At 68.7% G+C, this 23990-nt stretch carries 24 protein-coding genes; 12 read left to right on the top strand and 12 right to left on the bottom strand.

The features are described 5' to 3' along the window. Window positions 1-9 precede the first annotated feature (9 nt). Entirely contained in the window at window positions 10-705 is a 696-nt protein-coding gene (locus D1409_RS04635; protein WP_123534481.1) for a metal-dependent transcriptional regulator, read from the top strand. 71 nt (window positions 706-776) lie between these two features. Then, a complete protein-coding gene (locus D1409_RS04630; protein ID WP_123534479.1) occupies window positions 777-1373 on the top strand; it encodes a winged helix-turn-helix transcriptional regulator in 597 nt (198 codons plus the stop codon). A 35-nt stretch (window positions 1374-1408) separates the two neighbouring features. Here D1409_RS04630 and D1409_RS04625 read toward each other — a convergent pair whose 3' ends face one another. After that, window positions 1409-2548: a methyltransferase gene (locus D1409_RS04625; protein ID WP_123534477.1), complete on the bottom strand. Its 1140-nt coding sequence runs from the start codon at window positions 2546-2548 to the stop codon at window positions 1409-1411. Between the two features lie 518 nt (window positions 2549-3066). On the opposite strand from D1409_RS04625, the gene D1409_RS04620 reads away from it, so the two are divergent. The 4 genes from D1409_RS04620 to D1409_RS04605 all read left to right on the top strand — a co-directional run bounded on the left by D1409_RS04620 (window position 3067) and on the right by D1409_RS04605 (window position 7591). After that, a complete protein-coding gene (locus tag D1409_RS04620) occupies window positions 3067-3531 on the top strand; it encodes a GNAT family N-acetyltransferase (protein ID WP_123534474.1) in 465 nt (154 codons plus the stop codon). A 199-nt stretch (window positions 3532-3730) separates the two neighbouring features. Continuing rightward, entirely contained in the window at window positions 3731-6337 is a 2607-nt protein-coding gene (locus D1409_RS04615; RefSeq protein ID WP_123534472.1) for a heavy metal translocating P-type ATPase, read from the top strand. 232 nt (window positions 6338-6569) lie between these two features. Next, the gene (locus tag D1409_RS04610) at window positions 6570-7082 is read left to right on the top strand and encodes a plastocyanin/azurin family copper-binding protein (RefSeq protein ID WP_235853496.1); all 513 of its coding nucleotides are present in this window, start codon (window positions 6570-6572) and stop codon (window positions 7080-7082) included. Between the two features lie 95 nt (window positions 7083-7177). Further along, window positions 7178-7591 carry a VOC family protein gene (locus tag D1409_RS04605; RefSeq protein ID WP_123534470.1) on the top strand — a complete coding sequence of 138 codons (414 nt, stop codon included), beginning with the start codon at window positions 7178-7180 and terminating at the stop codon, window positions 7589-7591. Window positions 7592-7599: 8 nt separating this feature from the next. Here D1409_RS04605 and purD read toward each other — a convergent pair whose 3' ends face one another. After that, window positions 7600-8916 (bottom strand): phosphoribosylamine--glycine ligase, encoded by a 1317-nt coding sequence (gene purD, locus D1409_RS04600; protein WP_123534468.1) that lies wholly within the window; start codon window positions 8914-8916, stop codon window positions 7600-7602. 103 nt (window positions 8917-9019) lie between these two features. On the opposite strand from purD, the gene D1409_RS04595 reads away from it, so the two are divergent. Then, window positions 9020-11194 (top strand): thioredoxin domain-containing protein, encoded by a 2175-nt coding sequence (locus D1409_RS04595; RefSeq protein ID WP_123534466.1) that lies wholly within the window; start codon window positions 9020-9022, stop codon window positions 11192-11194. Between the two features lie 46 nt (window positions 11195-11240). Here the strand turns inward: D1409_RS04595 and D1409_RS04590 are convergent, their stop codons facing one another. Both D1409_RS04590 and D1409_RS04585 read right to left on the bottom strand, forming a co-directional pair. Beyond that, entirely contained in the window at window positions 11241-11630 is a 390-nt protein-coding gene (locus D1409_RS04590; protein ID WP_123534464.1) for a TlpA family protein disulfide reductase, read from the bottom strand. 119 nt (window positions 11631-11749) lie between these two features. Then, entirely contained in the window at window positions 11750-12187 is a 438-nt protein-coding gene (locus D1409_RS04585; RefSeq protein ID WP_123534461.1) for a DUF488 domain-containing protein, read from the bottom strand. 210 nt (window positions 12188-12397) lie between these two features. Here D1409_RS04585 and D1409_RS04580 point away from each other — a divergent pair, with 210 nt between their 5' ends. Both D1409_RS04580 and D1409_RS04575 read left to right on the top strand, forming a co-directional pair. Then, entirely contained in the window at window positions 12398-13102 is a 705-nt protein-coding gene (locus D1409_RS04580) for a hypothetical protein (RefSeq protein WP_123534459.1), read from the top strand. 321 nt (window positions 13103-13423) lie between these two features. Next, window positions 13424-14329 carry a PLP-dependent cysteine synthase family protein gene (locus tag D1409_RS04575; RefSeq protein ID WP_123534457.1) on the top strand — a complete coding sequence of 302 codons (906 nt, stop codon included), beginning with the start codon at window positions 13424-13426 and terminating at the stop codon, window positions 14327-14329. A gap of 3 nt (window positions 14330-14332) precedes the next feature. On the opposite strand, the gene D1409_RS04570 is transcribed toward D1409_RS04575, so the two are convergent. Further along, window positions 14333-15001 carry a zinc ribbon domain-containing protein gene (locus tag D1409_RS04570; RefSeq protein ID WP_123534456.1) on the bottom strand — a complete coding sequence of 223 codons (669 nt, stop codon included), beginning with the start codon at window positions 14999-15001 and terminating at the stop codon, window positions 14333-14335. Window positions 15002-15114: 113 nt separating this feature from the next. On the opposite strand from D1409_RS04570, the gene D1409_RS04565 reads away from it, so the two are divergent. After that, window positions 15115-16866 (top strand): MutS-related protein, encoded by a 1752-nt coding sequence (locus D1409_RS04565; RefSeq protein ID WP_123534454.1) that lies wholly within the window; start codon window positions 15115-15117, stop codon window positions 16864-16866. A gap of 21 nt (window positions 16867-16887) precedes the next feature. On the opposite strand, the gene D1409_RS25535 is transcribed toward D1409_RS04565, so the two are convergent. The 3 genes from D1409_RS25535 to D1409_RS24300 form a co-directional block, all read right to left on the bottom strand. After that, the gene (locus tag D1409_RS25535) at window positions 16888-17016 is read right to left on the bottom strand and encodes a hypothetical protein (RefSeq protein ID WP_268895807.1); all 129 of its coding nucleotides are present in this window, start codon (window positions 17014-17016) and stop codon (window positions 16888-16890) included. A gap of 134 nt (window positions 17017-17150) precedes the next feature. After that, entirely contained in the window at window positions 17151-17459 is a 309-nt protein-coding gene (locus tag D1409_RS04560; protein ID WP_164471561.1) for an Asp23/Gls24 family envelope stress response protein, read from the bottom strand. A gap of 355 nt (window positions 17460-17814) precedes the next feature. Beyond that, complete coding sequence (locus D1409_RS24300; protein WP_164471560.1) at window positions 17815-17982, bottom strand: hypothetical protein; 168 nt, start codon at window positions 17980-17982, stop codon at window positions 17815-17817. A 150-nt stretch (window positions 17983-18132) separates the two neighbouring features. Between D1409_RS24300 and D1409_RS04555 the strand changes: the two genes are divergently transcribed. Next, window positions 18133-18366: a hypothetical protein gene (locus tag D1409_RS04555; protein WP_123534450.1), complete on the top strand. Its 234-nt coding sequence runs from the start codon at window positions 18133-18135 to the stop codon at window positions 18364-18366. Window positions 18367-18415: 49 nt separating this feature from the next. On the opposite strand, the gene D1409_RS04550 is transcribed toward D1409_RS04555, so the two are convergent. The 4 genes from D1409_RS04550 to D1409_RS04535 all read right to left on the bottom strand — a co-directional run bounded on the left by D1409_RS04550 (window position 18416) and on the right by D1409_RS04535 (window position 22814). Next, a complete protein-coding gene (locus tag D1409_RS04550; protein ID WP_123534448.1) occupies window positions 18416-18727 on the bottom strand; it encodes a CGCGG family putative rSAM-modified RiPP protein in 312 nt (103 codons plus the stop codon). A 65-nt stretch (window positions 18728-18792) separates the two neighbouring features. Then, a complete protein-coding gene (locus D1409_RS04545; protein ID WP_123534446.1) occupies window positions 18793-20709 on the bottom strand; it encodes a DEAD/DEAH box helicase in 1917 nt (638 codons plus the stop codon). 383 nt (window positions 20710-21092) lie between these two features. Next, window positions 21093-21857: an IclR family transcriptional regulator gene (locus tag D1409_RS04540; protein ID WP_123534444.1), complete on the bottom strand. Its 765-nt coding sequence runs from the start codon at window positions 21855-21857 to the stop codon at window positions 21093-21095. A gap of 93 nt (window positions 21858-21950) precedes the next feature. Further along, window positions 21951-22814, bottom strand: coding sequence for a fumarylacetoacetate hydrolase family protein (locus D1409_RS04535; RefSeq protein ID WP_123534442.1), 864 nt, complete (start codon window positions 22812-22814; stop codon window positions 21951-21953). 210 nt (window positions 22815-23024) lie between these two features. Between D1409_RS04535 and D1409_RS04530 the strand changes: the two genes are divergently transcribed. After that, window positions 23025-23990, top strand: a complete 966-nt coding sequence (locus tag D1409_RS04530; RefSeq protein WP_123534440.1) for a sugar phosphate isomerase/epimerase family protein — start codon at window positions 23025-23027, stop codon at window positions 23988-23990.

The raw sequence follows: 23990 nt of genomic DNA, 5'->3' as shown, positions 1-23990 counted from the left end.
TCCCGGTCGATGCTCAGCGCCAAGATGGAAGACTACCTGAAGGCGATCTACGAGCTCCAGCGCGAGAGCGAGGAGCCGGTGGCGACCTCGCACATCGCGGAGTTGCTGGACGTGACGCCGCCGACGGCGACCAGCATGATGGAGACGCTGGCCGATCGCGGGCTCGTGGAGCGCGAGAAGTACAAGGGGGTACGACTCACGCCCGAGGGGGAGACCGTGGCGCTGGAAGTGGTCCGTCACCACCGACTGCTGGAGACGTATCTCACGGAGGAACTGGGCTACGACTGGGCGGCCGTCCACGACGAGGCTGACCGGCTCGAACACCACATCAGCGAGGAGTTCGAGCGCCGCGTCGCCGAGATGCTGGACGACCCGACCGTCGACCCGCACGGCGACCCGATCCCGACCGACGCCCTCGACCCGGTCGACGAGTCCTCGGGGACGACTCTCGCCGAGTGCGCCGAGGGCGACACCGTCGTCGTCCGGCGCGTCCGCGACCGCGACCCCGACGAACTCGCGTACCTCGACGACGCCGGGCTCACGCCGGGCACGGAACTCGTCGTCGAGGAGGTCGCACCGATCGGGATGGTGACCGTCGCGCTCGCCGACGGCGACCAGTCGGTGTCGGTCCCCGACGCCGTCGCCCGGACGATATTCGTCGGCACGGGCGAGGAACCGACCGAGAGCGCGAGCGAACCGGCCTGAGCCGGGCCCGGGCGCGGCTCCGAGCGCTCGGACCCGAAACCAGTTTGCCCCCGGCCGACCTGCACTCGGCTATGCGCGACCTCGACGACACCGACCGGACGATACTGCGTCTCTTGCTCGACGACGCCCGCCGCTCCTGGAGAGACATCGCGGACGTCGTCGACCTCTCGCCGCCCGCGGTCGCCGACCGCGTCGAGCGACTCGAGGACCTGGGCGTCATCAGGGGGTTCACCGTCGACGTCGACCGGTCGAAACTCCGCGAGGGCGTCCCCGTTCTCGTGACGCTGACGGTCACTCCGCGAGCCGGGTCCGCCGTCGGCGACTCGCTCGGCGAGGCCGACGCGGTCGAACACGTGTTCACCACGGCCGAGGAGCGCGTCGTCTTCACCGCCACGGTCCCGGAGGGCGACGTGCTCTCCCTGCTCGAATCCACCGTCGAAATGGACGAGATCCGCGAGTACGAGGTGTCGCTGCTGGCGGGTCGGTCGTGGAACCCGGCCGTCGACGGCGCCGAGCTCGCGCTGACCTGCGACGAGTGTGGTAACACCGTCACCGCAGAGGGGGAGACCCGAACGATCGACGGCGAGACGTACCACTTCTGCTGTGAGTCCTGCGAGGCCTCGTTCGTCGAGATGTACGAGGAACTCCGCGAGGGCGCCGAGGGCTGAGCGGCGAATCGCGACGGAACCGGGTCGAGACCGACCTACGGCCGCGCCAGTCTGACGACGTGTTCCCGCCCCGTCGCGACCGTCTCGACGCGCTCGAACGGCCGGAAGTGAGCGTCGAGGTCCAGTGCTCGGTGGTGGACGATCCAGCAGCGACCGTTCTCGGCGAGCACGTCCGCGGCGCCGCCGAAGAGATCCGAGAGAACGCCGTCCCCGGCGTGCGTCGGCGGGTTGCAGAGCACCGTGTCGAACGTTCGGTCGGCGACGCCTGCAGCACAGTCGCCGGTCACGACGGTCCCGTCGACGCGGTTCGCGGCGAGCGTTCGCTCGGCGCAGGCCGTCGCGAGGCGGTCGTCGTCCGTGCAGTACAGTTCGCAGTCGGCGACGAGGCCGGCGTACGCGCCGAGCGGCGCGTAGCCCGAGCAGAGGTCGAGCACCGACTCGCCGTCTGCGACTGTCGCCGTCTCCGCGAGCAGGCGCGTCCCGTGGTCGATCCCCCCGGCGGCGAACAGGCCGGGCGCCGTCACCAGTTCGAGGGCGACGCCGTCGACGGCCACCCCGATCCGGTCGAACGGTGATTCGGCTGGTGTCTCGACGGTGGACGGTCGCGTCGCCGCGAGAAGGCGCCACCCGTCACGGGTCGCGACCGTCTCGACGGTCTCTGCGGCGTCGATCAGCGCGTCTTCGTACCGGGCGAGACCGGTCTCGGGTTTCGCCGCGACGAACAGTCGCCCGCCGCTCGTCAGTTCGTCGAGCGCCGTGCGAACACGTCGGACTCCTACTTCGAGCGGCGTGTACGGTTTCGGAACGAAGACAGTCGTGTCGAAGACCCCGCCAGCGGGGCCGTCGACGGAGTGGAGTCCGCTGGCGAGTTCGACGGTCGCGTCGACGCCGTTGGCCGCAGCGTTCCGCTCGCAGAGGGCCGCCGCGCGGGCGCTGGCAGTCGTCATCTGGACGGCGGTGGCCCTCTCCGCGAGGACGACGCCGACGACGCCGTAGCGCGCTCCGAGCGTTCGAAGGCGGTCGAGTTCGCGGTCCCAGAGGTGTTCGAGCGCGAGGAGTTCGCCCGGACAGAACGCGTCGGCGGCGTGGACGCCGTCGGCGGTGTGGAACCGGAACCGCTCCCGGTCGGTGTCCGTCCGCGATCCGAGGACAAGCGGGTCCCGGGCGGCGGTCATCTCGACCCCTCCCGCCGGAGCGTCGGCGCCAGGGTCGGTTGCTGCGTGGTAGATTGCTGCGTGGCCGGGTGGTCGTCGGTGCTGTGCGGTCGTGGGCGTGCGTGGCGTGGCATTCGGATGGTCGGCAGGGCTGGCGTTCAGTGACCGACTCAGAGCCGCGCCTCGGGGACTCGATAGGACCGAAGAACGCACCTTCGGCTGTCCGCGAAGCGCGGCGCCGGGTGCCGAAAGCGTGACCGCCGGCGATCCGACCTGCCGGGCGGCAGAGCGGAGCAAGGGGCCGGCGACCCACAGTCGGCGAGCCGGTCGGAGCCGTTCCCTGCCCGTGGGTCGTCGCTGCCGTCGACGACCTACGCGGCGGAGCGAACGCGGCCCGACCTCGAGCCGAAGACCACTGTGCTTGCCGCTATTCTGACGGGCTACTAATGTTTTGTGGCTGCGCCGCCCTCCGACACCGGGCATGAGAGGTCGTCACAGACGGACAGAAGGGATAACTGCGCGCCGGCTGTTCGCCAGCTATGGAACTCGTCGAGGCGACGCGGGACGACCTCGAAGTGCTCACCGAGTACTGGTACGCGCTGGCGACGGCGATGGAACCGTACGACGACCTGAACGAGGTCGCGCTCGACGGGCCCGCCGACGCCGAGGACGGGTTGGGGCGCCAGCTCGACCGCGACGACACGACCGTGTACCTGCTCGTCGCGGACGGAAAGCGAGTCGGCTATCTCCTGCTCCGAACGGGCGAACACCCGTCCCGAGTCCGCTCGGAGTACGCCGACGTCGTCGACCTGTTCGTCGCGCCCGAGCACAGGGGGAAGGGCATCGGTAGCGAGGCTATCGACGCCGTGAAGCGGACCGCCCGCGACCGCGGCGCGGAGTACGTCACCGTCTCCTGCGAGTGGCACAACGACGGCGCGCGCCGGTTCTACGTGGACAACGGTTTCGAACCGAAGCAGGTGACGTACGTCCACCGACTGGACTGACCGTGCGAACGGAGTAGCCGGCACACCGGGCTCGGCGCCGATGCACGGGACCGTGTGTGCGAGCGCCGAACCGGTTCGATATCTTTCAGAACAGGCGGTCTTGTATCGATTCGAATTTGGAACAGAAAATGAAGTCCGCTTCCACTTTCGTTTGGAAGGGACAAACCGCATGAACGGGGAGCCCCTATATAGAGACAAGATGAGTGAGCGCAGATCCAGACTGGACTTGCACGGGATGAGTTGCGCGAACTGCTCGCAGACTATCGAGGAGTCGGTGGGCTCGCTCGACGGCGTCTCCGAGGTGGACGCCAACTACGCCACCGACGAGGGGAGCGTCACCTACGACCCCGAGACGGTCTCGCTCGGCGAGATATACGACGCCATCGAGGATTCGGGCTACGAGGCGACCAGCGAGACGGTGACGGTGGCGATCACGGATATGACCTGCTCGAACTGCGCGGAGACCAACGAGGACGCGCTCCTCGACACGCCGGGCGTCGTGGACGCGGACGTGAACTACGCCACCGACGAAGGGACGGTCACGTACAACCCCGCAGATGCTTCTCTAGAGGATATCTACGCCGCTATCGAGCGTGCCGGCTACTCGCCGGTCCGCGAGGTCGACGCGTCGGAAGGCGAGACTGCACAGGAACAGCAGGACGCGGCGCGAAACGATGAGATCCGGCGCCAGCGAAACCTGACGTTGCTCGGTGCGGCGCTCTCGCTCCCGCTCCTGGCGATGCTGGCGGGCCACCTGTTCGCCTCGGCGTGGATGGACGCGACTTTCGAGGGGGTGCCCCTCGGCTGGGTCGCGTTCGCGCTCGCGACGCCCGTCCAGGTCCTGCTGGGCAAGGAGTTCTACGAGAACTCCTATAAGGCGCTCGTGAAGAACCGGCGGGCGAACATGGACGTGCTGATCGCGCTGGGGTCCTCGACGGCCTATCTCTACTCCGTGGCGCGACTGCTCGGCTTCCCCGGCGAGGGACTGTACTTCGACACGGCAGCGCTCATCCTCGTGTTCATCACGCTCGGCAACTACCTCGAGGCCCGCTCGAAGGGCCAGGCGTCCGAGGCCATCCGCTCGTTGCTGGAGATGGAGGCCGACACGGCGACGCTCGTCCGCGAGGACGGCAGTGAGGAGGAGGTCTCGCTCTCCGACGTCGAAGTGGGCGACCGCCTGAAGGTCAGGCCGGGCGAGAAGATTCCCACCGACGCCGAAGTCGTCGACGGCGACAGCGCGGTCGACGAGTCGATGGTCACCGGCGAGTCGGTGCCCGTCTCCAAGGGACCCGGCGACGAGGTGATCGGCGCGACGGTCAACCGGAACGGCGTGCTCGTCGTCGAGGCGACGAAGGTCGGCGAGGAGACGGCGATCCAGCAGATCGTCAAGCGGGTCAAGGACGCCCAGAGCCGCCAGCCCGAGATCCAGAACGTCGCCGACCGCATCTCCGCCTACTTCGTCCCGGCGGTCATCGCGAACGCACTGGTCTGGGCGGCGCTCTGGTTCGCCTTCCCCGACGCGCTGGCCGGGTTCGTCGGTTCGCTCCCGCTGTGGGGGCTCGCCGCCGGCGGCCCGACGGCTGTGGGCGTCTTCGAGTTCGCCGTCGTCGTCTTCGCCTCCGCGGTGCTGATCGCCTGCCCCTGCGCGCTCGGACTCGCGACGCCCGCCGCGACGATGGTCGGGACGACCATCGGCGCCCAGAACGGGGTGCTGTTCGAGGGCGGAGACATCCTCGAACGCGTCCGCGACGTGGACACCGTCGTCTTCGACAAGACGGGGACGCTGACCGAGGGCGAGATGGAACTGACCGACGTCGTCGCGCTCCCGGCGACCGACGGCGGAGAGGGCGACGGTGAGGCCGCGGCGGACGGAGGTGCGGTGACCGAGCGAGCGGTCTCGGAGTCGTTCGTCCTCGAAGTCGCGGCGAGCGCCGAGTCCGCGAGCGAACACCCGCTGGCCGAGGCCATCGTCGACGGCGCCCGCGAGCGCGGCATCGACGTCCAGGACCCCGACGAGTTCGAGAACGTCCCCGGCCACGGCGTGACGGCGACGACGAGTCACGGTCGCGTCCTCGTCGGCAACCGGAAACTCCTGCGCGACGAGGGCGTCGACGTGTCCCCGGCCGAAGACGCCATGGATCGGCTCGAACGCGAGGGCAAGACCGCGATGCTGGTCGCGCTCGCCGACGAGGGGAGCGACGATTACCGACTGCTCGGCGTCGTCGCCGACGCGGACACGGTGAAGGAGTCCTCGCGCGAGGCCGTGGGTCAGCTCCGCGAGCGCGACGTGGACGTGTGGATGATCACCGGCGACAACGAGCGGACGGCCCGCGCCGTCGCCGAGCAGGTCGGGATCGACCCCGAGAACGTCATGGCGAGCGTCCTGCCCGACGACAAGGCCGACGCCGTCGCCGACATCCAGAGCGACGGCCGGCGGGCGATGATGGTCGGCGACGGCGTCAACGACGCGCCGGCGCTCGCGACGGCGTTCGTCGGCTGTGCCATCGGGAGCGGGACCGACGTGGCCATCGAGGCCGGCGACGTGACGCTGATGCGCGACGACCCGCTCGACGTGATCAAGGCCATCCGCGTCTCCGCGGGCACGCTCTCGAAGATCAAACAGAACCTGTTCTGGGCGCTCGGCTACAACACGGCGATGATCCCGCTGGCCTCGCTCGGCCTCCTGCAGCCCGTACTCGCGGCCGCCGCGATGGCCATCTCCAGCGTCTCGGTGCTCGCCAACAGCCTGCTGTTCCGCAGGTACGATCCCGACGAGGACTACCGCCTGCTCGGGTTCCTCCGCTGACTCGGCCACGGACCCCCCAACCACCGGGATCACCTCTCCCCAAGCGACCGTCGAGGCGTCTCTCGGTCGGCGACGAGGGGGACCTCCTTCGGCCCGCCACCTTATAAACACCATACCGAATCTGTTCGCCGTTCAAAGCCCGATATCGAAGCACCTGGCGGCCCTACCGCTAAATGTCACGGTCTGTATTGCGAACTCTCTTCAGGATGCTCCCCCAACTCTGGGGTGCACGATGACGAACGAACTCGGACGCCGACGACTGCTCGGTGGTATCGGAGCGATGGCAACCATGGGCGTGCTGGCGGGTTGTTCGACCGAGACGAGCGGCGACGGCGGCGACGGAGACGGCGACAGCGACGGCGGCGACGGCGGCAGTGACGACTCGACACCGCCGTCCTGGCCGTCCTACCTCGACGACGCGCAGGGCGACAGCGAGGAAGACGCGCGCGGCGAGAGCGAGGTGACCGTCGCGGTCGGACCGGACGGCAGTCTGGTCTACGAGCCCGTCTACCTCCGCGTCGACTCCGGGACCACGATCAACTTCGAGTTCGAGAGCCCGAGCCACAACGTCAAGCCCGAGAGCCAGCCGGACGGCGGCGAACTCGAGGGCACCGAAGGCGGCGAGATGGAGACGGTCGACCAGGGCGAGACCTACTCGGTCACGCTGGAGACCGAAGGCGTCTACACCTACTACTGTGGCCCCCACGAGACGACCGGCATGAAAGGCGGCATCTCGGTCGAATAACGGTTCTCCTCGCAGCTCTTCGCGCCGCGACAGACGTTCTTTGAGACCGTTCTCGCCCCCGAAACCTATGTTCGAGGTGGCCGTCCACTCGAACCGTGACGACCGACCACACCGACACGGGGCGCGCGGGTCAGCTACACCACGTCGAACTGAACGCGAGCGACCTGACGACGGCGACCGAGTTTTGGGACTGGTTCCTCGGAGCACTGGGATTCGAGCGGAAAGACGAGTGGGACGACGGCAGGTCCTGGGAGAACGGTCCGACGTACGTGGTACTCGTGCAGGCCGAGAACGCGGAGCCCTCCTTCGACCGTGGAGCGGCCGGACTGAACCATCTCGCGTTCCACGCTGCCTCGCGAGAACAGGTCGACGAGATCACCGCGGGCGTCAGGGAGCGTGCGACCGCGACCCTGCTCTACGAGGACCAGCACCCGTTCGCGGGCGGCTACTACGCACTCTACTGCGAAGGCCCCGACGGGCTAAAACTCGAAGTCGTCGCACCCGAGTGACCGGGCGGTCACTCCCCGCGCAGTTTGGTCACGTGGTCGATGCGCTGCTGGACGAGGTCGGGCTTGCCGATGTCGTGACGGATGCGCAGGCCCTCCTCGCCGGCGACGGCCAGCGCGTCCTCGGCTATCTCCTCGGCCTCGGTGATCGTGTCGGCGACGCCGACGACCGCGAACGACCGCGAGGTCGTCGTGTAGATGCCGTCGTCGCGCTCGTCGACGCTCGCGTAGTACAGCAGGGCCTCGCCGTCCGAGCTCTCGGCTGACGCGGCGGCGCTCTCCTCGTCGACTTTCACCTCGGCGCCGGCCTCGGGGTCGTCCGGGTAGCCCTCGGGGACGGCGTACTTGCAGACGGTCGCCTTCGGCGCGAAGGAGAGTTTGGGCAGGGACTCGTCCTCGCGGGCGGCCGTCAGCACGTCGAGGAAGGCCGTGTTGAGCACAGGGAGCGTGTTCATCGCCTCGGGGTCGCCGAAGCGGGCGTTGAACTCGACGACCTTGATGCCCTCCGCGGTGAGCATGAACTGCCCGTAGAGGACGCCCTTGTAGCCTTCGAGGGCATCGACCGTCGCTTCCAGCACGTCGACGGCGTCCAGGTAGTCGTCCTCGTCCATGAACGGGAGTTCGAGCGTCGAGTCCGAGTACGACCCCATCCCGCCGGTGTTGGGGCCTTCGTCGCCCTCGAAGGCACGCTTGTGGTCCTGGACGGCGGGGGTGACGCGGACCTGACCGTTGGCGACGAGCGCCTGCACGGTGAACTCCTCGCCGACGAGGCGCTCCTCGAGGACGATCCGCTCGTAGTCCGACTCGCGGACGTACTCCATCGCCTCCTCCTTGCTGATCTGGTCGCCGGTGACGCGGACGCCCTTGCCGCCCGTGAGGCCGGCGGGTTTGACGGCGAGGTCGCCGTCGTACTCGTCGATGTACTCCGCCGCGGCGTCCATGTCCTCGAACGTCTCGAAGTCGGGGCAGCCGGGGATGTCGTGCTCCCGCATGAAGCGGCGCTGGAACGCCTTGTCCGTCTCGATGCGGGCCTCCTCCGCCTGCGGGCCGAAGGCGTAGACGCCCGCGTCGTCGAGGGCGTCGGCGACGCCTGCCGCGAGAGGCGCTTCCGGGCCGACGACCGCGAGCGAGGCGTCCACGTCGCGGGCGTAGGTCGTGACCGCGGTCGGGTTGGTCGTGTCCAGCGACTCGAAGCCGTCGGCGAGTCGCGCGATGCCGGGGTTGCGGTTCCCCGCACAGGCGTACAGGTCCGCGTCGGAGTCGGCGAGCGCGCGGGCGACGGCGTGCTCGCGGCCGCCGCCACCGACCAGCAGCACAGTCTCTGTCATACGTGGAGGCCCGCATGCGGCCACCGTAAGTCCTGCGTTTCGACCGATACTCCGGCTCTCGCGACTCCGCCGGGGTTTACTGTCGGGACCGCCTACGTCGGGTATGACCGACGACGCCGACCCCACGGCCCGGAACCGCCTCGACGAGGAGGCCAGCCCGTACCTCCGCCAGCACGAGGATAACCCAGTCAACTGGCAGCCCTGGGACGACGAGGCCCTCGCTGCCGCCGAGGCCCAGGACAAGCCCATCTTCCTCTCTATCGGGTACGCCGCCTGCCACTGGTGTCACGTGATGGAGGAGGAGAGCTTCGAGGACGAACAGATCGCAGCGGTGCTCAACGAGCACTTCGTCCCGATCAAGGTCGACCGGGAGGAGCGCCCCGACATCGACAGCATCTACATGAGCATCTGCCAGCAGGTCTCGGGCGGCGGCGGCTGGCCGCTCAACGCGTGGCTCACCCCCGAGGGCGAGCCGTTCTACGTGGGGACGTACTTCCCGCCGGAACCGAAACGCGGCGCGCCCGGCTTCGGCCAGCTCCTCGAAGACATCGCCGAGTCGTGGAACGACCCGGAGGAACGCGAGGAGATGGAGGACCGCGCCCGCCAGTGGACCGACGCGATCGAGAGCGACCTGGAGGCGACGCCCGACCAGGCCGGCGAGGCGCCAGACGAAGACGTGCTGGAGTCGTCGGCGAGCGCCATCCTCCGCGGCGCCGACCGCGAGTTCGGCGGCTGGGGTCGCGGCCAGAAGTTCCCCCAGCCCGGCCGGGTCCACGCGCTGATGCGCGCCCACCACGCCGGCGGACGCGACGCGTACCGCGAGGTCGTCGAGGAGACGCTCGACGCGATGGCCGACGGCGGGCTCTACGACCACGTCGGCGGCGGCTTCCACCGCTACACGACCGACCGCGAGTGGGTCGTCCCCCACTTCGAGAAGATGCTCTACGACAACGCCGAACTCGCTCGCGTCTTCCTCGCGGGCTTCCAGTTCACCGGCCGCGAACGCTACCGCGAGACCGCCCGCGAGACGCTCGCATTCGTCGAGCGCGAACTCACCCACCCCCAGGGCGGCTTCTACAGCACCCTGGACGCCGAGAGCGAAGACCAGTCGGGAGAGCGCGAGGAGGGCGCCTTCTACGTCTGGACGCCCGACGGAGTCGCGGACGCCGTCACGGAGTCCACCGAGGTCCCCGACGACGAGACCGACCTCGCCGCGGACCTCTTCTGTGACCGCTACGGCGTCACCGAGCGCGGAAACTTCGAAGGGGCGACCGTGTTGACGCTGCGCGCCTCCGTCGAGGACCTCGCCGACGACTACGGGCTCTCGACGGAGGAGACCGAGTCACTGCTCGAATCGGCCAAGACGGCGGTCTTCGAGGCCAGAGAGGAACGGCCCCGTCCGCCCCGCGACGAGAAGGTCCTCGCGGGCTGGAACGGCCTGATGATCTCGGCGTTCGCAGAGGCGGCGATCGTCGACGACGAGGCGGCCGGCGGTGCCTCGGACGAGCCCTGGGCGGAGACCGCCGTCGACGCGCTCGAGTTCGCCCGCGAACACCTCTGGGACGACGAGGCGGCTCGGCTCCAGCGGCGGTTCAAAGATAGCGACGTGCGGATCGACGGCTATCTCGAGGACTACGCCTTCCTCGCCCGCGGCGCGTTCGACACGTATCAGGCGACGGGCGACGTCGACCACCTGGCGTTCGCGCTCGACCTCGCGCGGACTATCGAGGACGAGTTCTGGGACGCCGAGGCGGAGACGCTGTACTTCACGCCCCAGAGCGGCGAGTCGCTCGTCGCGCGACCGCAGGAGCTCGCCGACCAGTCGACGCCGTCGAGCGCCGGCGTCGCCGCCGAACTCCTCGCCTCGCTGGACCACTTCGTCGCCCACGACCGGTTCGAATCGGTCGTCGGCGGCGTGCTCGCGACCCACGGCAACCGGATCGACTCCGACCCGGTCCAGCACCCCTCGCTCGCGCTCGCCGCGGACACCTACCGCAACGCGCCCCACGAACTCACGCTGGCCGCCGACTCCCTCCCGGAGTCCTGGCGTGAGACGCTCGCAGAGACCTACCTGCCGAGACGCCTGCTCGCGCCCCGACCCGCGACCGACGACGCGCTCGGCCCGTGGCTGGACGCGCTCGGCGTGGCCGACGCGCCACCGATCTGGGCGTCGAGGGAGGCCCGCGACGGCGAACCGACGGTGTACGCCTGCCGGTCGCGGGCGTGTTCGCCGCCGACGCACTCGCTGACGGACGCGCTGGAGTGGTTCGAGCAGTAGACCGGGGGAGAAAGGAGAGCGCCAGACCGGGTGGATCCGGCGGGAATCAGACCGACGCGGCGAGCTCTTCGAGTTCGCGGCCGAGGTAGACGGCGATGGGGACCGGCTCCTCTTCGACGAACCGGGCCACTTCCTCGCCGTCGCGTTCGACGACGACCGTCGGGATGAGGTCGACGTCGTACTCCTCGACCATCGGACCGACTTTCGTCCCGTCGTCCTCCTTCTCGACGGCGTACTCGTCGATCCGGTCGGCGGGGACGCCCGCGGCGTGGAGCGCCGCCCCGAAGTCGGGCAGTTGCGAACGACAGTCGATACACCAGTCGCCGCCCCACACTTTGTACGTGACCTCGTTCCTGAGCGCCGCCAGCACGTCCACCGTCTCGGCGTAGGCCTCCTCCGTCCACACCGGGTTCGGCTCCATGGTCTCCAGTGACATACACCTCCATTACGGACGGGGTGGCTTAACGTCAACGCTCCGTTTACGCCGAGTTCTCCCGCTATCGACGGCAAAAATGAACAGCGACGACCGCGCTCCTCTCTGTCGTCGTCCGGCGCTTATCGGCTGTCGCCCCCGGATCGTTCCCGGAGGACGTCGTCGAGGATCCGGCGGTGACAGCGCTTGGACTCTCCCTCGAAACAGACGAGCGCGACCGACTCCCCGCTCGCGACGCGCTCGGCGAGTTCGTCGAGGGCCTCGCTCGCCGCCTCGTCGGCCAGATGGTCGCGGTAGCGCGCCTCGAAGTCGACTTCGGCCCAGGCCGCGTTGTGGGCCTCCTCGTCGCAGAGGCCCTGCACCTGGAGGTCCTCCTGACGCTCTTTCGTCTCCGAGAGGAGCGACTCGGGCGGTCCGAGTTCCGGCCGGTTCTCGTCGACGAGCGCGGCGAACCAGCCGGTGGGTCGGCGGACGACGCCGACGCGGGTCGCGTCGTCGGGGATATCGGCGATGTCGTGCTGGAGTGCGGCCGCGTACGTGTCGGTGATCGCTCCGTCCACGCCTCACTGTCCGTGCGAGACTGCGGAAAAAGTTTCGTCGGTGCGGACGGCGCGAGATGTCGGCCGCGAGTGCGACGTGGGGAGCGTCGCTTCGGGTCTGCCGCGGAGTTACGTCCCGGTGAACTGGCCCTGGTCGTCTCGCTCCTGCTCCTGGGCGGAGTGCTCGCTGCCGCGCGAGCGGGTTTCGTGTGTCAGGCCCTGCGAGCTGCCATGACTGCCGCCCTGGCTACTGCCTCGCTGCTGGTCCTGCTGCTGGTCCTGCTGACCCTGCTGTCGGTGTCGCTGCTGCCCGCCCATCTGCTGCCCGCCCATCTGCTGGCCCTGCTGGTGGCGCTGCTGGGGCTGGGGGGAGTGCTGGCCGCCCATCGAACGGCCCTGCTGCCCGCCGAACTGCTGACCGCCCTGCTGGTGGGGCTGCTGGCTGCCCATCTGCTGTCCTCGCTGACGCTGCTGGCCCTGCTGGCCGGCGAACCGTCCCTGCTGGTCACGCTGCTGGGACTGTGCGGAGTGCTGCCCACCCATCGAACGGCCCTGCTGCCCGCCGAACTGCTGTCCACCCTGCTGGTGTCGCTGCTGTCCCTGCTGGTGGTGCTGTTGACTGCCCATCTGGCCCTGCTGCTGGTGGTGCTGCTGGCTGCCCATCTGGCCCTGCTGCTGGCGGGGCTGCTGGCCACCCATCTGACCCTGTTGCTGGTGGGGCTGCTGGCCGCCCATCTGACCCTGCTGTCCGTGTTGTTGTCCACCGAACTGCTGACCCTGCTGCTGATGTCGCTGCTGGCCGCCCATCTGACCCTGTCGCTGGTGGGGCTGCTGGCCTTGCTGATGCTGCTGTCCCTGCTGGTGGCGCTGCTGGCCCTGATGCCCCTGCTGACCCTGCTGGCCGGTGAACTGGCCCTGCTGGTTCCGCTGCTGTGACTGTGTGGAGTGCTGCCCGCCCATCGATCGGCCCTGCTGCTGGCTGTGCTGGCTCCGCTGTCGGCGATTGTTCTGGTTGTGGGACATAGTAGATCTGGCTCCTGGAGTCACCGTCCGGCCGCGTCTCCCGGCCGGCGGTTCACTCGCTGGTTGGACCGTACCCCGGAACCCCGTTCGGCTTGCACTCGCATGGATTCCGAAACGGGCGGTAAGACCCTTCTGAGGCGCGGTTCTGACAGTTCGGGCGTCCGGCGTCACCGGTAACCGCACTCCCTGCCGCTGACGGGCCTCCTTTACGTTAGTGGGTCGTACGTAATCGCAGTGAAATCGAGTATTCTGGACACCATCGGGTCGCCGCTGGTCGAGGTCGACGCCCCAGCGGGCGCGACGATCGCAGCGAAGGTAGAGTCGTTCAACCCCGGCGGGTCGGCCAAGGACCGGCCCGCCAAGGCGATGGTCGAAGCGGCCGAGCGCGACGGCGTGCTCACCGCGGGCGACACCATCGTCGAACCGACGAGCGGGAACACCGGTATCGGCCTCGCACTGGTCGGCGCCGCGAAGGGCTACGACGTGACGCTCGTCATGCCGTCCTCGAAGTCGCCCGAGCGACGCCAGATCATGCGCGCCTACGGCGCCGAGATCGAACTCGTCGACGGAGACATCTCCGCGGCGAAAGAGCGCGCCGACGAGCTCGAAGCGGACGACGGGTACGTCCAGCTCCGCCAGTTCGAGAACCCGGCGAACCCGGATGCCCACTACCGGACGACCGGCCCGGAGATCCTCGACCAGATCGGCGACCGCGAGGTCGACGCGTACGTCGCCGGCGTCGGGACGGGCGGGACGCTCACCGGCATCGGGCGCCGACTGCGCGAGGCGTTCCCGGACGTGGACATCGTCGCGGTCGAGCCCGCGAGCAACGCCGTCCTCTCGACCGGCGAGGCCGGCGAGGACGACTTCCAGGGGATGGGGCCGGGGTTCGTCAGCGACAATCTCGACCGCGACCTGCTCGACGGCGTCGAGACGGTCGAACTCGCCGCCGCCGAAGCCGAGTGCCGTCGGCTCGCACGGGAGGAGGGCATCTTCGTGGGCCAGTCGTCGGGCGGGACGAACCTGGCCGCGAAGCGCGTCGCCGAACGGCTCGTCGACGACGGGGTGGCGGACCCGTTCGTCGTCACGGTGTACTGGGACAGCGGCGAGCGGTACATGTCGACCGGGATGTTCGAGTAGTTCTCAGTCCCGGCGCGCGTCCTCGAAGGCCCGTCGCTCGCCGGTGATCCGGGCGCTGGCCTGTCGGTGCATGAACATCCCGAGCAGGACCGCGAGCCCCGCGATCACGAGCGCGACGAACATCACGGTCCCGAACGCGACCGACAGGTCGTTCCCACTGACCCGGAGCCCGATCGGGATCAGCGCGGTCCCGGCCGCCACGAAATACAGGCTCCGAGCGAACGCCTCCGCGGGGACCCGGGCACGGGCCAGAAAGGCGGCGGGGCCGAGCCAGCTCCCGAGGAAGACGAGCGGAGCGGTCCACACCGTCAGCGGCTGGACGGTGTTGACGAGGAAGAGCCCGAGCGGAGCGAGCGGGATGCTCACGGCCAGTCCGGCGATCACCATGACCGTGCCGGAGGCGCGGCGCTCGCCACCCTCGACGGTGATGAACTCGGGCTGGTCGTCGCCGTCGAACAGCCCGTCGAGTTCGGAGAGATCCACCGGTGCGCCGTCCTCGGACAGCGCGGCCTCGCAGTGAGGACAGAACCGCGCGCCCGCTGGCAGCGATTCGCCGCAGTCGGGGCAGGGGAAGGATTCGGCCTCCGCGTCGCCTCCGGCGTCGCTGTCGGGGTCCGCGGCGGCCGCTCCGTCGCCCTCGGTCGCGTCGCCGTCGTCCGCCCGGTCCGTCATGGCACCGGCTATGCGGTCCCCGGATAAGAATCCCTGCCCACGGCCGGGTTCGGCGTTCGATCGCACGGGCACGACGGGTAACGACTTTACCGGCGCGGAGCCACGCCACTGCCATGCGACTGGAGGACTACTGGGGTATCGGGCCGAAGACCCGGGACCTGCTGGCCGACGAACTGGGCGTCGAGCGGGCCGTCGAAGCCATCGAGACGGCTGACACGCGCGCCCTCGTCGCGGCCGGGCTCTCACAGGGTCGAGCGACGCGTATCCTCCGGCGGGCGCAGGGCGGCGCGGCGATGGACGTGCTCGCGACGCGGGACACCCGCGAGGTGTACAAGGAGATCCTCGACCTCGCCGGCGAGTACGCGCTCACCGAGGACGCGGCCAGCCGGATCCGTATCCTCACGCCGCTCGGCTCGCGCGACGAGATGGCCGAGCGCATCGACCGGATCCTCGAAGCCCGCGACTCCTGGAACGCGCTCGACGAGCCCACCAGAGCGGCCGTCGAAGACGCGTTCGAGGAGAACGCCGACGGCGGAGAGCTCGCCGCGGTGCGGACCGTCCTGGCGCTCTCCGACGCGGGCGTCTCCGAGGGCGTCTTCGAACCGATCGCCGAACTGGACGACGAGACGCTCGAAGACGCCGCGGCGGCGCTGGCGGGACTCCGCGGCGACGGCGACCGCATCGGCGAGGGCGCCGACGACCGCCTCGACTCGCTCCGTCGGACGCTCGCGAGCGTCGAGGACATGGCCGCGACGCCCGCCGAGGTGGCCGAGGAGGTGCAGTCCGGGGCCCGCGGCGCCGACGACTTCCGCGAGACGCTGGTCCGCCACGTCACGAGCGAGACGGAGGTGGACGTGGGTCGCGTCCGCGAGGCGTTGCCCGGCGAGGCGACCGACGCCGGCGACTTCGTGGCCGAGACGCTCAGGTCGCTGGCGAGCGATCTACGGACGGCTGTCGAGGAGCGGGAGGTCGAGGTTGCCGACCGGCTCGAAGGCACCATCGAGACCTCGCGTACCGAGGTCGACGCCGCGGTGACGGCCGTCGACGACGTGGCCCTGTACGTCTCGCTGGCCCGCTTCGCGGCGGAGTTCGACCTCCAGCGGGCGACGTTCGTCGACCGCGAGACGGTCGCCGTCGAGAACGCCCGGAACCTCTCGCTGGTCGCGAGCGGGATCTCGGTCCAGCCGGTGACCTACGGCATCGGCGACCACGGACTCGACGTGCCGAGCGCGAACGCGCCGCCCGACGCGCATCGCGTGGCGGTGCTCACGGGCGCGAACAGCGGCGGGAAGACCACGCTGCTGGAGACGCTGTGTCAGGTGCAACTGCTCGCCCAGATGGGGTTGCCCGTCCCGGCCGACAGCGCGGAGGTGGGCGTCGTCGACACGGTCGTCTTCCACCGCCGTCACGCGAGTTTCAACGCGGGCGTGCTGGAGGCAACGCTCCGCTCGGTCGTGCCGCCGCTGACCGACGAGGGCCGGACGCTGATGCTCGTCGACGAGTTCGAGGCCATCACCGAACCCGGGAGCGCCGCGGACCTGCTCCACGGCCTCGTCCGCCTGAGCGTCGACCGCGGCGCGCTCGGCGTGTTCGTCACCCACCTCGCCGACGACCTCGAACCCCTCCCACCCGAGGCGCGGGTCGACGGCATCTTCGCGGAGGGGCTCACGCCCGACCTGGACCTCCGGGTCGACTACCAGCCCAGGTTCGAGACCGTGGGCCGGTCGACGCCGGAGTTCATCGTCTCCCGACTGGTCGCCAACGCGGCCGACCGGAGCGAGCGAGTGGGCTTCGAGACGCTCGCCGAGGCCGTCGGCGAGGAGGCCGTCCAGCGCACCCTCTCGGACGCGCGCTGGGAAGCCTGATCGGGCACCCCACGGCCTGGGTCAGACCGCCCCGGCGACCAGGAAATCGTCGTCCTCGCCGTTCTCGTCTTCCGTCTCCGTGTCGCCGTCCGCTGATCGCTCTCGCTCGTCGCCGTGCGACTCGTACTCGGGTGCGATGATGCACAACATAGCTCTCACCAGACTCTCCGGCGGGGATCGAACCCGCCGCTCCGGCGCGGGGCCGGTGTCACACCGCTGTGACCGCGGAGAGCAGGGGGCCGGGGCGGCCCGTTCCGGGGGTCGCCGTCGGTAGTTCTCGCCGTTCACGCGTCGGCGGGTTCGGCGACAGGGACGTCCGCGTCCATGATGCCGAAGCCGTCCTCCAGCGTCTCGCGGACGGCCGTCGTCTCGGGGCTGTGGTCCGGGAAGACGAGCCAGACGGTCGCCGTGACCCGGATGTCAGTGGCTCGCGGCGTCACGTCGGTGACGCCGGTGACCTCGGCCGTCTCGACGCCGTCGACGTCGCGGACGACCGTGCGGACGCCGCTCTCGAGGTCGGCCATGGTGTCCCGGGGGACCCACAGGTCTATCTCCGCTGTCGCTTCCACCGCGGTTGTGGCATGGACTGCCATACGACCCCGGCGCGAGTCGAACGCGCACCGCCGCGAGGCGGCCTCCGAGCGGGCGTCGGGGGGAGAGTGATGCCTCTCTCCGGCATCGCTGGCGCTATCTCTCCGACCCGCGCCCCGCGTCACTCCGACCGCCCGCGGCGGCGACGGCCGCGGGACGGTCGAGAGTGCGACGGGGCGCGGACCGAGCGTGCGTGGACCGGGACCAGCGCTGGACGGAGCGGTGGCACCGGTGGTGCGGGACCTGTCGTCACGCGGGACGGACCGGGGGTCACGACGTCGGAATCTCAGGAAGAGCCGAGATGGCTCGAACCGACGGCCGTCGACCGGACTGGGAGCCCGGACGGCCCGCGGAATCTCACGCGGCGACGGTCGGTTCGAGCGTGCGGATCACCCCGACCGATAGACCCATCGCGAGATTCGCGCCGGCGAAGCCCGCCACAGCGGCGGCCTTCGGACAGCCGGACCCGTCCCCATACGGGGCGTGGCTCCGGTCGTCCGCCGGGTTCGCGATGTAGTCGATCATCGGGGATCACCGCTCACACCGTGTGGTGGAGCGTACTCGATACGTCTACACGGCAATATATTAAATTTTTTGCACGTATGCGAGAGGTTCACACACGTCGAGTTCTCGGAAGGAGTACACTTATCAGATTCAGCGACTAACTACACAGGTATGGGAACCCGATTGAAACGCGTCCTGAGTCGAGCTCGCTACGCAGCCATGGGAGCCGCCATCGGTGCCGGTATCGGTGGGGTCTTCGGTCGAAACGCCGCCAGCACCGGTGGGGCACTCGGCGCCATCGTCGGCGCCACCGTCGGTGAGAAACGTGTCAGCGTCGACACATTCATCGACGACGTGAAAGAGAAGCGCGCGGAACGCGACGTGCTCGCGGAAGGCGACGACTGACCGGCCGCCGGCGCTTGGGGGCCCCGGTCGACCCCGCGGTATCGCGACCTCAGACGGCTTCTTCGACGTGCACTCTCGACACGTGACCGCCGCAGCCACACTGTTCCACGTACTCGTACGAGACGGCGTCGCCCACGGACTCCTCGAGCGCCTCGTAGAGGTACGTCTCGGGATGGCCGTGGTCGCCGTGGGTGACCAGGTTCACGTGGTTCCCCGGCGCGGTGTGCTCCACGGCGTCGACCGCGTGCGAGAGGACGAGCTCGCGGTCCTCGCCGTGATGGGGTTTCTCCAGATTCGCCGACCAGGAGTTGTCGTGGACGTGGTCGGTCACGGGTTCGACGTCGTCGTGGCTCACAGACATACCCGATCGTACGGTCCGAACGCGCGAACCGCTGGTGCCGAACGTGTTCGGCCGACGAACAGCAGTCAGGCGACGCCGGTGTCGCGCTCCTCGTCGTCCCCTTCGCCGGTCTCCTCGCTGCTCTCCTCGGCCGCGCTCTCGTCATCCGTGCTCTCGTCGGCCGCGCTCTCTTCAGCGTCCTCGACGGTCCGCTCGCGGACCTGAACGCCCTTGCCGGCGAGATAGCGCATCTGCTGGCGGGCGAACTCCTCCTCGCTCGTGCCCTGTGTCGCGAGGACGTACATCAGGGCGCGTCCGGCGGGGCGCATCGTCCGCCCCGCTCGCTGCGTCCCCTGTCGGCGCGACCCACCGAGGCCGGACGCGACGATCGCGAGCGACGCGTCGGGGAGGTCGATCCCCTCGTCGCCGACGCGGGAGACGACGAGCGTCCCCAGCGAGCCGTCGCGGAACTGCTGGAACAGTCGCTCGCGCTCGTGGTGGGGCGTGTCGCCGCTGATGAACGGCACGTCCAGCGCCGTCGACAGCGCTCGGCCCTGGTCGAGGTAGTCGACGAAGACGAGCGCCTTCTGCTCGGGGTGGCGGGCGAGGATCCGCTCGGTCTCGTCGATCTTGGCGGGGTTCGAGGCCGCGACCTGCCGGCGTTCGTGGCTCTCCGTCCCGACGTACTCGTTACGGCTATCGTCGTCGGTCCACGGGACGTAGCGGATCTCCACCTGCGGCTCCGCGACGAAGCCCTCGTCGAACAGCGCGTCCCAGTCGGTCCCGATCGGCGGGCCGATGAGGGTAAATATCTCCTCCTGGAGGTCGTCCTCCCGGACAGGCGACGCCGAGAGCCCGAGTCGGTGGCGCGTCTGGAGGTTCGCGCTCCGCCGGTACACGTCGCTCGGGACGTGCTGGACCTCGTCGTAGACGATGAGCCCCCACTCCCGGGAGTCGAAGAGGTGGCGGTGGCGGTCCATCCCCGCGGTCTGGTAGGTCGCGATGGTCACCGGCCTCACGTCCTTCTTCCCGCCGTGGTACTCGCCGACCTGCGACTCGTCGAGAGTCGTGTGGGTGAGCAGTTCGTCACGCCACTGGCGGACGAGTTCGCGGCTGGGCACCAGGATCAGGGTCTCGCCGCCGACCCGTTCGAGGATGCCCATCGCGGCGACGGTCTTGCCGCTCCCGGGTGGGCCGACGAGGACGCCCGACTTCGTCTCCATGAAGCGCCCGACCCAGTCGTGCTGGTACGGCCGGAGGTCGAGGGTCGTGGAGAGGTCGAGCGGGTCGCCGGAGTCCAGGTCGCGCTCGTCCTGCACCGGGTAGCCCGCCTCGTAGAGGATCCGTTTGATCTCCGCCGTCGCCTCCTCGGCCACCCAGCTCTCGGTGTCGGAGATGGGCGCTCGCAGATGAGAGTCGTCGAGCTTCTGGCGAGCGACGTTGCCCATCAGGTTCTCCGTCGCGGCCTCGAGCACGGTGTAGCCGTCTTCGTGGGTGCGGAGGGTGAACTGGTGGGCGCGCTTCCACTGGTCGCCGATCCACTCCTCCAGGTCGGGGTAGCGCTGGGGGAGCACGTCACGGACCGTCCCGAGGAGCCCTTCAAGGTCCTCGTAGGGCGCCTGCCAGATGTCGGAGTCGCCGATCTCGTACACGTAGCCGCCGTCGCCGTTGGTGTCGACGAGGCGGGCGAACTGTGAGAGCTGTGCCCGCGTGAACTGCGCGGGTTCGTCGACGACGATCTGGCGGCGGTCGGGGAACACGACGAACCGTTCGCGGTTCGCGTAGTCGGTCCACTCCGCGGGATACCACACCGTCGGGTCCTGAGACACGTCCCGACTCACGACGCCCTCGGCCCGCTCCAGGTCGCGGAGCCACGCTTCGACCCGTTCCCTTGATTCGTCCGACTGGCGCGCTATCTCCTCCGTCGTCAGGACCGGACTGCCCGCTTCCTCGACGGCGTCGTGAAAGCGGTCCAGCGCTCCCTCCCCCTGGTCGTCTGTCACGCTCCCCGGTTAGCGGCGACGCGACAAGGGGGTTTCGTCTGCGCACGCGACGGATCGTTAATAGATTTGTTATCTGGTAGTACGAGAGTCGTATAATATTTCGAGGTATTAAATTGCGGATTTTAATTATACGCCAGCGAGGTACGAATACGGCCACATAGGTCTGCAAAAGAAGTATTCTGGGCGTTCACCGGGAACGGAGGCTCGATGGTCGGTTCGTAGAATCAGATCGAAGAAATCCAATCCAGACAGATCGAATGGGCTATTGAGGGCCGTTACAGCCAGAATATCGGTATCGAAGCGAATCCGTGTCGAAGAGAGTACGAGATAGGCAGATCGGTTCAGTTGCTCAAACTCTAATAATTCTAGTATAGTCCGATATTTTACGAGTAGGTGACGTTGAGCTCGAGGACGTTGGCGGTTTCGAGGACGCGCTTGGGGAGTTCCTCGCGGAAGCGGTGGTCTTCGAAGCGGTGGGAGGGGCCGGAGACGCTGATAGCGCCGAGGACGCGGTCGTCGTTGCTGAGGACGGGCGCGGCGACACAGCGGAGCCCGGACAGCCGTTCTTCGTCGTCGAACGCGAAGCCACGCTCGCGGATCTCGGCGAGCCTCTCGAACAGTTCGTCGCGGTCGGTGACCGTCCGCTCGGTGGTCTGGGGGAGCCCGTGACGGTCGATGATCTCGTCGACGCGGTCCTCCGAGAGGTGCGCGAGGATGGCCTTGCCCAGCGCCGTGCTGTGGAGGCAGACCCGGTTGCCCACGTGCTCTTTCACGCGGACGGCGTTCTCGCCGCGGGTCCGGTAGAGGTAGGTCCCCTTGCCGTGCTCCTCGACGAGGAGGTTACAGAGCTCGCCGGTCTCGTTCGCGAGCCGGTCGAGTTCCGGGCGCGCGATCTCGAAGATGGGGGACTGGTTGCGGGCGTAGGCCCCGTGTTCGAGGAACCGGAGGCCGATGCGGTACTCGTCGTCCGCTTTGACGACGTACGCCTCCTGTTCGAGCGTGCTGAGGTAGTTGTGAACGGTACTTTTCGGCAGGTCGAGATGGGTCGACAGCTCCGTCACTCCCGCTCCGCCCAGCTCCTGCAGCCCACCGATGATCCTGAACGTGCGTTCGACCGACTTTACTGTGTTCCGCGCGGACTGCGCCATACACGGCTACTATCACCCGCCCGTAATAACCGTTCTGCAAACGCAAACAGTCGTTCAGAAGATTACTCGCGACCGAGCAAATCCTTCGGTCGCTCAGACCGTCGTAACTGGGTTCGTCAGCGTCCCGATCCCCTCGATATCGATCTCGACCTCGTCGCCCTCGTGGAGCGTGAAGTCGCCTTCGGGCACCAGCGCCGTTCCGGTCATCAGAACGGTCAGGTCGGGGACGACGTTGTGTCGAGTCAGGTAGGAGGCGAGTTCCTCGCAGGTGCGGACCATCTCGCCGGTGTTGGTCGTGCCCTCGTAGACGACCTCGCCGTCGCGGTGGATCTGCATCGTCATCTCGAGGTCGTGCGGGTCTTCGATCTCGCCGGCGGAGGTGACGCAGGGGCCGAGCGCGGCACAGCGGTCGTACACCTTCGCCTGCGGGAGGTAAAGCGGGTTCTCGCCCTCGATAGAGCGACTGCTCATGTCGTTGCCGATGGTGAACCCGACCGTCTCGCCCTGGTAGAGGACGACGGCGAGTTCCGGCTCGGGCGTGTCCCACGTGGAGTCGCCGCGGATGCCCACCGCTTCGTCCGGGCCGACCGTCCGGCTCGGTGTGGCCTTGAAGAAGACCTCGGGGCGCTCGTTCTCGTACACGTCGATGTACACGTCGGGCATGTGGCTCTCCTCCTGACGCGCTTCCTCACTGATGGCGTAGGTGACGCCGGAGGCCCACACTTCCGGCGGCTCGACGGGGAGCACCAGGTCCTCGTCGTCGAAGTCGATCTCGTCGGCGTCGTCGAGGTACGCCTCGGCGGCCTCGTCGAGGCCCTGGCGCGTCTCGTCGGCGGACGCGAGGAGGTCGACGACGGTCGACGGCCCGGTCGGCGCGCTCGTCAGGTCGTAGGCGGCGTCTCCATCCGATGCGACCAACCGCTCGTCGTCTCCGCGCGTCACCCGAAAGTATCTCATGCTACTCACTGTGATGGACAGCCACTATTTAATTTTGCCGGGCCGCGGCCGACGGCCGAATCGCTCACCGGCGGCGGGCCCGTCGCCGTCCCTCGGCCGTCGCGTGCACCCCGTCGCTCCGGGCGCGATTCTGCCCAGAATCGCCTGAGGACGCGGCGAGCGGTACCGACACCGCAAGAGTTTTTGAGCGTTCGTGTGAGGTGAACACACATGGACGTAGGTGTGCTCACCGTGGCATTGGGCGGCGAATCGGTCGACGACGCGTTCGCGTACCTCGACGAACAGGGCGTCGACGCGGTCGAACTCGGCTGTGGGGGGTTCGTCGGCGACGACCACCTCCCTCGCGACGAGTATCTCGACGACGACGAGGCACAGGCGGAACTGCAGGACCTGCTGGACGAACACGACCTCTACGTGTCGGCGCTGGCGACACACAACAACCCGCTCCACCCCGACGAGGACCGGGCCGCGCGCGCAGACACGGAACTCCGGGAGGCCATCACGCTGGCCGACCAGCTCGGCGTCGACGCCGTGACGTGCTTCTCCGGGCTCCCGGCGGGCGGGCCGAACGACGAGACGCCCAACTGGATCACGGCACCCTGGCCGAACGAACACCACGAGGCCCACGAGTACCAGTGGGAGGTAGCCGAGGAGTACTGGTCGGATCTCGCCGAACACGCGGCCGACCACGACGTGTACGTCGGCATCGAGATGCACCCGAACATGCTCGTCTACGAGCCGACGGGCATGGTCGAACTCCGCGAGCGCACGAACGAGTACATCGGCGCGAACTTCGACCCCTCGCACCTGTTCTGGCAGGGAATCGACATCACCGAGGCGATCCGCTTCCTCGGCGAGCACGACGCCATCCACCACTTCCACGCCAAGGACACGAAGGTGTACGAGTCCAACAGCCGCGTGAAGGGCGTCCTCGACACGGAGCCCTACACGGAGGAGCCCGACCGCTCGTGGCTCTTCCGCTCTATCGGCTACGGGCACGGCGAGGAGTTCTGGAAGGACGTCGTCTCGACGCTGCGGATGGTGGACTACGACGGCGCCCTCTCCATCGAGCACGAGGACTCGCTGACCTCGCCGAACGAGGGGCTGGAGAAAGCCATCGACGTGCTCCAGCGCTCCGTGTTCGAGACCACCCCCGGCGACGCCTACTGGGCCTGA

The sequence above is a fragment of the Halosimplex salinum genome (genome assembly GCF_003730195.1).
Lineage (GTDB): Archaea > Halobacteriota > Halobacteria > Halobacteriales > Haloarculaceae > Halosimplex > Halosimplex salinum.
Note: the sequence above shows the minus strand (reverse complement) of the source record. Positions and strands in the feature narration are given on the sequence as shown.

Bases quoted from the DNA above. Each gene is read 5' to 3' on its own strand.
- D1409_RS04635 (WP_123534481.1), top strand. From the start codon at position 10: ATGCTCAGCGCCAAGATGGAAGACTACCTGAAGGCGATCTACGAGCTC.
- D1409_RS25535 (WP_268895807.1), bottom strand. From the start codon at position 17,016: ATGTTGTGCATCATCGCACCCGAGTACGAGTCGCACGGCGACGAGCGA.
- D1409_RS24300 (WP_164471560.1), bottom strand. From the start codon at position 17,982: ATGATCGACTACATCGCGAACCCGGCGGACGACCGGAGCCACGCCCCG.
- D1409_RS04565 (WP_123534454.1), top strand. From the start codon at position 15,115: ATGCGACTGGAGGACTACTGGGGTATCGGGCCGAAGACCCGGGACCTG.
- D1409_RS04550 (WP_123534448.1), bottom strand. From the start codon at position 18,727: ATGTCTGTGAGCCACGACGACGTCGAACCCGTGACCGACCACGTCCAC.
- D1409_RS04540 (WP_123534444.1), bottom strand. From the start codon at position 21,857: ATGGCGCAGTCCGCGCGGAACACAGTAAAGTCGGTCGAACGCACGTTC.
- D1409_RS04590 (WP_123534464.1), bottom strand. From the start codon at position 11,630: ATGTCACTGGAGACCATGGAGCCGAACCCGGTGTGGACGGAGGAGGCC.
- purD (WP_123534468.1), bottom strand. From the start codon at position 8,916: ATGACAGAGACTGTGCTGCTGGTCGGTGGCGGCGGCCGCGAGCACGCC.
- D1409_RS04595 (WP_123534466.1), top strand. From the start codon at position 9,020: ATGACCGACGACGCCGACCCCACGGCCCGGAACCGCCTCGACGAGGAG.
- D1409_RS04610 (WP_235853496.1), top strand. From the start codon at position 6,570: ATGACGAACGAACTCGGACGCCGACGACTGCTCGGTGGTATCGGAGCG.
- D1409_RS04560 (WP_164471561.1), bottom strand. From the start codon at position 17,459: ATGGCAGTCCATGCCACAACCGCGGTGGAAGCGACAGCGGAGATAGAC.
- D1409_RS04580 (WP_123534459.1), top strand. From the start codon at position 12,398: ATGACTGCCGCCCTGGCTACTGCCTCGCTGCTGGTCCTGCTGCTGGTC.
- D1409_RS04555 (WP_123534450.1), top strand. From the start codon at position 18,133: ATGGGAACCCGATTGAAACGCGTCCTGAGTCGAGCTCGCTACGCAGCC.
- D1409_RS04530 (WP_123534440.1), top strand. From the start codon at position 23,025: ATGGACGTAGGTGTGCTCACCGTGGCATTGGGCGGCGAATCGGTCGAC.
- D1409_RS04620 (WP_123534474.1), top strand. From the start codon at position 3,067: ATGGAACTCGTCGAGGCGACGCGGGACGACCTCGAAGTGCTCACCGAG.
- D1409_RS04630 (WP_123534479.1), top strand. From the start codon at position 777: ATGCGCGACCTCGACGACACCGACCGGACGATACTGCGTCTCTTGCTC.
- D1409_RS04535 (WP_123534442.1), bottom strand. From the start codon at position 22,814: ATGAGATACTTTCGGGTGACGCGCGGAGACGACGAGCGGTTGGTCGCA.
- D1409_RS04625 (WP_123534477.1), bottom strand. From the start codon at position 2,548: ATGACCGCCGCCCGGGACCCGCTTGTCCTCGGATCGCGGACGGACACC.
- D1409_RS04570 (WP_123534456.1), bottom strand. From the start codon at position 15,001: ATGACGGACCGGGCGGACGACGGCGACGCGACCGAGGGCGACGGAGCG.
- D1409_RS04615 (WP_123534472.1), top strand. From the start codon at position 3,731: ATGAGTGAGCGCAGATCCAGACTGGACTTGCACGGGATGAGTTGCGCG.